This window comes from Roseiarcus sp. (genome assembly GCF_052145395.1).
GTDB lineage: Bacteria > Pseudomonadota > Alphaproteobacteria > Rhizobiales > Beijerinckiaceae > Roseiarcus.
On the sequence record NZ_JBKQOT010000545.1, the window covers coordinates 1 to 7377 of the forward strand.

A 7377-nucleotide genomic window follows, 5' to 3' on the forward strand; every position below is an offset into this window, starting at 1 on the left:
CCTTTGCAAGTCGGTCGCGGATCGAGCGCTGGGAGGGTTGCCGCCCTTCCGCGAGTATCTCGTCGGCAACCCTGAGGAATTCGGCCTTATCGACCATGGGATCCTCCATGATCGAACCATGACAGGGGCTTCTATGCGAACCGTGAACGTAGCAGGTAGACCGTAACGCCTTTCGTGTAGCAATCTGCTACATGCTACATGCTACCTTTCTCGGGATCCGCGTTGAACTATTTCTCCTTCGCGGCGCAGGCTCGCTCTGCGGAGGAAGGGCGTCCGCTCCGAAATGTCATGCCTTCCCGCCGCTGATGACCCGCAGCCGCTTGCTCACCGCCGCAGGCAAGTCGGGAGGCCGTGGATCGACGAGGTCCGGCAGGTAGGCCTGGCAGCGCCGCCCAGGGTGCTTCTCCTTGTTCCGCAGGCAGCCGCCGGCGATCGTCTCCAGGACGTCGACCATCGTCGCATCGGCGCCGAACCGCTCGGCGAGGACGGCTAGGCGGTACCGCCCGATTCGCGGGCAATCGCGACAGGCAAATCGGACGACCACGTAGGGGTAGTCGCGCAGGCGGAGGGTCCGATCCATTAAGAACAGAATGGGAACGACACCGCCGAGGTCAAGGACCTTCTATGCTGCCGCGGCCTCCTGTCGCTGGCCAGGCGATCGTCATCCGCACAGGCCGAGCGAGTTACGGAACCAACTGTGGCATAGTCGACTTGTGTCGCGGTCCTGCACCAGGTGGTGTTCATGTCGCGTGTCGCAAAGCGTTTGGTTACAGAGGCGATCAAGATCAGTGGGGCGTCGAAGACCAAGGACGCCTCGCTGCCGCTCCCCCAATGGATTCCGCCCCAGCTTTGCCAGCCTGTCGAGACGGCTCCGTCGGGGCTGCAATGGCTTCACGAAATCAAGCTCGACGGATTTCGGATGGCCGCGCGCATAGACCACGGGCGCGTGCAACTGCTGACCCGGACTGGACTCGATTGGAGCGACAAGTATCCGAGCGTCGTGGCCGCTCTCGCGAAGGTTCCGGTCGAGGCCGCATACCTGGATGGCGAACTGTGCGGCATTGGCCCCGATGGGCTGCCCAGCTTCTCGCAAACCCAGGCCGCCAGCGACGGCCAGCGCGGAGTGAGTCTCGTCTACTTCGCCTTCGATTGTCTGCATCTCAACGGACGGGACACCGCCAGTCAGCCGCTCATCGAGCGGAAGGCGCTCCTGCAACCGCTGGTCGCCAATATTCCCGGACTCCAGTTCAACGGCCATGAGACAGGCGACGGGGAACTCATCCGCCGGCATGCCGGTCAGCTTGGCTTCGAAGGCGTCGTTTCCAAGACGCTGGACGCGCCCTACGCGCCGGGAAACCGAGGTCTGTGGCGCAAGGCCAAGTGCCTCAACCGCCAGGAGTTCGTTGTCGTCGGCTGGACCGATCCAGAGGGGTCAAGGCCCCATCTCGGCGCGCTCCTGCTCGGCTACTACACCGACGACGGCAGGCTTATTTATGCTGGGCGGGTGGGCACGGGCATGCCGGACAAAGTGCTTGCCGACCTGCGCCGGCGCCTGGAGCCATTGGCGCGAACGTCATCACCGCTCAGCGCGCCGCCGCCCCGCAAGACCCGCTTCGGATCGCCGCTGGTTCTTTCCCGGGTGCATTGGGTCGAACCGAAGCTGGTTGCCGAGATCACCTATCTGACTTGGACTGGGGACGCGCTCTTGCGCCATACGGTCTACATCGGGCTGCGATCCGACAAGCCGGCACGGGAGGTTCGACTGGAAGCGCCGCGCAAGCCGTAGCGCTGCGACGGCAGCAGTCCGCCCGTGCTATGGTGGCGCATGTCCGAGACAACGATCTTTCTGGGGCGACTGCTCGGCCTGTACCTCATGGCGATCTCTCTCGGGATGCTCGCCAACCGGCGCCAGACCCTGGCGACGCTCAACGAGATGGCGCACAGCGGACCCTGGATGCTGTTCTCCGGCATGGTCGCCACCGCTGTCGGGCTTGCGGTCGTGCTTGGGCACAATGCCTGGAGCGGCGGCGCGCTGCCGATCCTCGTTACACTCGTTGGGTGGGCCGCGCTGCTGAAGGGCGTCGCGCTCCTGCTGGTCCCGGCGGAGCGGTTCGCGCAGGTCTACATAGCCGTCGGATTCGAACGATACTTCTTCGCGTGGATGATCGTCGTCCTGGCGATCGGCCTGTGGATGAGCGCGGACGCGTTTGCCCGTTGAAGCCCATCGACAGCAGAGCCGCGGGAGTGCTTGGACGGCATGGTCCGACGTCAGGCACGTAGTCGACCGGCGAGGGGATTCAGGTTGCTTAATGCCGTCCCGACCGGACGCCGACAGCCGCGCGCTCGCGTTGATGTAGCGCAAAGTCTCCCGTCCGCAGTTCGATATCATTGACGCTTGTTGGGGCGGCAGGCGGGCGACCTAGCAGACGGGTCGGCGGACAGGCGCCTGGGAGAGGGTCCATGAGAGGCGTCCCATTCCATGGGAGAGCCGCGCTTCCGCTTGCGGTCGGCGCCTTTGTCGTCTGGCTCGCCTGCGGACTGACGATGGCGTTCGGACGTCCGGCGTTCGGCCTCGAAACGACGCTGAGAATTCACGCGGTCGCCGCTCCCGTCTACGCCGCGCTCGTTTCTTACGCCTACTTCGGGTATTTTCGCTCGGTGACTCCGCTCGCAGCCGCGGCCTTCATGACAGCGTTCATCATCGTTCTCGACGTTGCGCTGGTCGCCCCGGTTTTCGAGAAGAGTTATGCGATGTTCGGCAGCGTCCTCGGCACCTGGCTGCCGTTCCTGTCGATCTTCGCGGCGGCCTACCTCACGGGACTGTGGGTCATCGGAAACGGTGGAGATCCGGACGGCGCGATCAAGCGACGCGCCGAGTAAGCTCAGCCCTTGCGAACCGGGGAATCGACGACCTAGCCGTCCTCCTTGACGAAGCTGCTGACCGGATTGGGCAGGATATCGAGCACCGCTTCGGAGGGCCGGCACAGTCGGACGCCTTTCGGCGTCACGACGATCGGACGATTGATGAGGATCGGATGCTGCATCATGAAATCGAGGAGTTCCTCGTCCGACCATTTGGGGTCGCCGAGCCCGAGTTCGGCGTAGGGCGTACCCTTTTCGCGCAGGAGCGCGCGGACCGGAATACCCATCGCCGCGATCAACTCCTTCAGGCGTTCTCGGGTTGGCGGGTCCTTGAGGTACTCGATCACGACCGGCTCCTCGCCGCTCGCCCGGATCATCGCCAGGACGTTGCGGGACGTCCCGCATTTCGGGTTGTGATAGATCGTAATCGTCATGGGCACGCCTCGACAGTGTTGGATTCGGGTTGGCGGGCCGCGCCGATAAGCCGAGGCGTGATCGAGCCCGGCGGAGACGTCACGATCAGCAACGCTGCCCACGTCAACGGCGCGGCGGTTGTGCCAGCGACCGCACGGGGCGCCCGGCCAAATTCGCGCCGCTTTCGTACCAGCCCTTCGACCGGTTGACGATCCAGACGACCGACAGCATGACGGGCACTTCGATCAGAACGCCGACGACGGTCGCGAGCGCCGCGCCCGAGTTGAAGCCGAACAGGCTGATCGCGGCGGCCACCGCCAGTTCGAAGAAGTTGCTGGCCCCGATGAGTGCGGACGGGCCGGCGACGCAATGCTGCTCGCCCATGGTGCGGTTCAGCAGATACGCGAACCCCGCGTTGAAATAGACCTGGATCAGGATCGGAATCGCCAGCATCAGAATGACCAGCGGCTGCGCGACGATCTGCTCGCCCTGGAAACCGAACAGCAGCACCAGCGTCGCCAGCAGGGCGGCCAACGACATGGGTTGCAGCGTCGCGAGCAGGCGTGAGAGCGCCTCCGGCCCGCCGATCGCCAGCACGCGCCGACGCACGATCTGCGCCACGATCACCGGCACGACGATGTAGAGGACGACCGAAAGCGCCAGCGTATTCCACGGAACGGAAATCGCGGAGAGTCCGAGCAGCAGTCCGACGATCGGCGCGAAGGCGAACACCATGATGGTATCGTTCAAGGCGACCTGGGTTAGCGTGAAATGCGGCTCCCCCCGGGTCAGGTTCGACCAGACGAACACCATCGCCGTACACGGCGCCGCGGCGAGGATGATCAAGCCGGCGATATAGGAGCTGATCTGATCGGCGGGCAGATAGGGCCGGAACAGATAGCCGATGAAGAACGCGCCGAGCGCAGCCATTGAGAACGGCTTGACGGCCCAGTTGATGAACAGGGTCACGCCGATGCCGCGCCAGTGCTGGCGAACCTCGCCGAGCGCGGCAAAGTCGATCTTTATCAGCATGGGAATGATCATCAGCCAGATCAGGGCCGCCACCGGCAGGTTGACCTTGGCGATTTCTGCCGCGCCGATCGCATGAAACACGCCTGGCGTGAGATGGCCGAGGACAACGCCGGCGACGATGCACAGGGCGACCCATACGGTGAGATAGCGTTCGAACAGGGACATCGGAAAAGCCCTTCACCGTTGTTGGCCCGCCGGCTCTCGCCTTCACCCGCGGAGCGCTTTGGCCATCAGCACGGCGGAGGCCGGGCAGAGTCCGGTCGCTTGCCGCGTCGCAAGAATCTCTGGCGGCGCGTCCCTGCGGTCGATTGCGGCGAACCCGAGCCCTTCGAAATAGGCTCTTGCGTCGGTCGTCAGAAGGAACGCGCGCCGAACGCTTTCGCGAGCCGCGTTCGCGTTCAGGAACTCGACGATGCGGCGCCCGAGGCCCTCGCGGCGGCGCGCCGGATCGACCACGATCGAGCGCAGGAGCGCATGCCCGCCGTAGATTTCCAGTCCGCCGTAGCCGACCACGCTGCCGCCCTGCTCGAAGGCGAACAGGCTGACGCCGTCCGCGTCGAGGTCGTCCTCGGGGAGGCCCGCCGCCCGCAGCGCGTTGCGAAGCCCGACAAGGTCTTCGAGCGCGAGCGCAGCCGGGCGAAGGCCGTCGACGGCCTTGGCGCCGTTCAACGGCTCGACCGGGAGGACATCCGTCATGCGACCTGCGGCCTCGGCTTTGTCGCGCCTTCGATCTGACCGATTTCGCGCAGCTTGGCGTTCAAGGCCATCCTGTCGAGGCTCCGGATCGGCAGGCTCCGGAAGATTGAAATCCGGTTCCTGAGATAGCGGGTCGCAAGGACGAACGCCGCCTCCTTCTGGATATCCGTCCCCTCGACCGCGGCGGGGTCCTCGATGCCCCAATGGGCCGTCATCGGCTGGCCGGGCCAGACCGGGCAGGTCTCGGCGGCGGCGGTGTCGCAGACCGTGAAGACGAAATCCATCACGGGCGCGCCGGTAGCGGCGAATTCCTCCCAGCTTTTGGAGCGAAAGCCCTCGGTCGGATAGCCATAGGACTCCAGCACCTTGAGCGCGAACGGATTGACCGCGCCCTTGGGGTGGCTTCCGGCCGAGAAGGCGCGGAAGCGCCCCTCCCCGTCCTTGTTCAGGATGCCTTCGGCGATGATCGAGCGCGCGCTGTTGCCGGTGCAGAGGAACAGGACGTTGAACTCACGGTCGCTCACGGTTTCCTCCTCAGGTTTCGCAGCAGGTCGGCGCGCAGCACGCCGCGGACTTCTGCGTCGGGCTATGGCCCGGCTTCTTGGCGCGCACGAACGCGCTCATGAACTTGCCGTCGACGGCGGGCGCGATGGCGTCCACGTCGACGCCCTTGCCGGCCAGGAACTCGCGCGCATCGTCGACCTTGTAGACGCGGGTCGGCTCGACGCCGATCGCCTCGACCCCCGCGGCGGCGAGCTTTGTCCGGTACTCGTTCTCGTCGAGCGCCCCGGCGATGCAGCCGACCCACAGCAACATTTCGCGGCGAAGCGCCTTGGGAACGGCGCCTGGGGTGACGACGTCGGAGACGGCGAAGCGCCCGCCCGGCTTCAGCGCCCGGAACGCCTCGCGCAGAACGCGGTCCTTGTCGGCTGTCAGGTTGATGACGCAGTTCGAAATGATTACGTCGACGGAAAGTCCGGCAACGGGATGCGTTCGATTTCGCCCTTGAGGAACTCGACATTGTTCGCGCCCGCCTTGCGTTGATTTTCCCGGGCGAGCGCCAGCATGTCGTCGGTCATGTCGAGGCCGTAGGCCTTGCCCGTAGGGCCGACGCGGCGCGCGGACAGCAGCACGTCGATGCCGCCGCCAGAGCCGAGGTCGAGGACGGTTTCGCCTTCCTTCAGTTCGGCGAGCGCGGTCGGATTGCCGCAGCCGAGCGAGGCCAGCACGGCCTTTTCCGGCAGATCGCCGGTTTCGCCGTCAGCATAAAGATTGGACGTGGTCGGGTTCCCGCAGTCCGTCGCGCCGCCGCAGCACGACCCCCGCGCGCTGACGTTTCGTGCGGCTTGAGCGTATCGCTCCCGCACGGCTTCCTTGATGTCGCTCTCCGGCATGGCGCTTTTCCTCATGGGCAGGCGCAGGTGATTTCCTCGGGACGGATCGCCTTGTTCCGGGTGCAGCACTCCGCGAACAGGAAGCCGACGATCTCCTGGAGCGCTTGGGTATTGGCGGTGCAGCGAAGGAAGGTGCTTTCGCGCCGCACGGTCACCAGCCCCTCGTTCTTCAGCTTTTCGAGGTGATGCGAGAGGGTCGACGGCGGGATGCCGAGTTCGGAGCCGATCTCCCCGACCACGAGCCCCTCCGGATGCGCCGAGAGCAGCAGCCGCACGATCCTGAGCCGCGTCTCGGTTCCAAGCGCCGCCAGCATGTCGGCGAAGCGAGCGATCTGGTCATCCGGCGGCGCAGCCATAATCGAGCCATCAATTCGCTATTTCTATAAATATAGAAATACGGAATGTCAAGCTACTCCCGACATAGGCGAGCAGGCTAAGCTGATGGGTCGCTGGGCGTGATTGGACAGATGCGCCAGGACCAGTTCGTTCGGTTCGACGCTTTGGGCGTCAGAGTGGGCGCGCTCGACCGCTACAGATTATTTTACCGAACCGACCTGGCCGAATAAGGGCCTGGCGCATATCCTGCACGGCGCGGAGAATCTACGCTTCGGATGCTTCTCAGGCGCGCCACCCATCGACGCTGCCAACCATATGCCACATGAACAAATCCAAAGCGTTAATCATGTCCTCGAATTTAGATCGGGTATTCGTAAGTGCCGCCCAGCAAAAATCCGTATCCGTGCGAACAGCAATAGTTATAGTTCCGGGTAATGAGCCTGTATGCCACCAGTTATTAAATTTGTTAACCAAGAGTCCTCTTGCGTAACCGGAATTAGCTTGCGACGGAGTCGTCATGATTTTAGTAACTGCTCACCCCCCCCTTTGGTTGGCCTGAGTGGGGGTGAGTCGGAAATGTGACAGTGCGGCAAAAAGACGAAGCGTAGGGCGCGGGCGGCTTGCCCGGCGCGGGCTGGCATGA

Annotated in this window: 9 protein-coding genes and 1 pseudogene; 3 read left to right on the top strand and 7 right to left on the bottom strand. The window is 64.4% G+C overall.

Annotated features, from left to right (window positions below; all coding sequences use genetic code 11):
- Positions 1–286: 286 nt before the first annotated feature.
- Complete coding sequence (locus ACLP25_RS18770; RefSeq protein ID WP_442470685.1) at positions 287–580, bottom strand: hypothetical protein; 294 nt, start codon at positions 578–580, stop codon at positions 287–289.
- Positions 581–742: 162 nt separating this feature from the next.
- On the opposite strand from ACLP25_RS18770, the gene ligD reads away from it, so the two are divergent.
- From ligD to ACLP25_RS18785, 3 genes are all read left to right on the top strand, one after another.
- A complete protein-coding gene (gene ligD / locus ACLP25_RS18775; RefSeq protein ID WP_442470686.1) occupies positions 743–1786 on the top strand; it encodes a non-homologous end-joining DNA ligase in 1044 nt (347 codons plus the stop codon).
- Between the two features lie 39 nt (positions 1787–1825).
- Positions 1826–2218 carry a hypothetical protein gene (locus ACLP25_RS18780; RefSeq protein WP_442470687.1) on the top strand — a complete coding sequence of 131 codons (393 nt, stop codon included), beginning with the start codon at positions 1826–1828 and terminating at the stop codon, positions 2216–2218.
- Positions 2219–2460: 242 nt separating this feature from the next.
- A complete protein-coding gene (locus tag ACLP25_RS18785; protein WP_442470688.1) occupies positions 2461–2880 on the top strand; it encodes a hypothetical protein in 420 nt (139 codons plus the stop codon).
- 32 nt (positions 2881–2912) lie between these two features.
- Here ACLP25_RS18785 and arsC read toward each other — a convergent pair whose 3' ends face one another.
- The 6 genes and pseudogenes from arsC to ACLP25_RS18815 all read right to left on the bottom strand — a co-directional run bounded on the left by arsC (position 2913) and on the right by ACLP25_RS18815 (position 6754).
- On the bottom strand, positions 2913–3296 hold the full coding sequence (gene arsC / locus ACLP25_RS18790; RefSeq protein ID WP_442470689.1) for an arsenate reductase (glutaredoxin): 384 nt from the start codon (positions 3294–3296) through the stop codon (positions 2913–2915).
- A 103-nt stretch (positions 3297–3399) separates the two neighbouring features.
- Positions 3400–4473 (bottom strand): ACR3 family arsenite efflux transporter, encoded by a 1074-nt coding sequence (gene arsB / locus ACLP25_RS18795; RefSeq protein ID WP_442470690.1) that lies wholly within the window; start codon positions 4471–4473, stop codon positions 3400–3402.
- Between the two features lie 42 nt (positions 4474–4515).
- Positions 4516–5004 (bottom strand): arsenic resistance N-acetyltransferase ArsN2, encoded by a 489-nt coding sequence (gene arsN2, locus ACLP25_RS18800; RefSeq protein ID WP_442470691.1) that lies wholly within the window; start codon positions 5002–5004, stop codon positions 4516–4518.
- Positions 5001–5528, bottom strand: a complete 528-nt coding sequence (locus ACLP25_RS18805) for an arsenate reductase ArsC (protein WP_442470692.1) — start codon at positions 5526–5528, stop codon at positions 5001–5003. Before ACLP25_RS18805 ends, arsN2 begins: the two co-directional genes overlap by 4 nt.
- A gap of 10 nt (positions 5529–5538) precedes the next feature.
- Positions 5539–6216 (bottom strand): annotated as a pseudogene (gene arsM, locus ACLP25_RS18810) (arsenite methyltransferase); the annotation flags it as partial.
- 193 nt (positions 6217–6409) lie between these two features.
- A complete protein-coding gene (locus ACLP25_RS18815) occupies positions 6410–6754 on the bottom strand; it encodes an ArsR/SmtB family transcription factor (RefSeq protein ID WP_442470693.1) in 345 nt (114 codons plus the stop codon).
- Positions 6755–7377 lie beyond the last annotated feature (623 nt).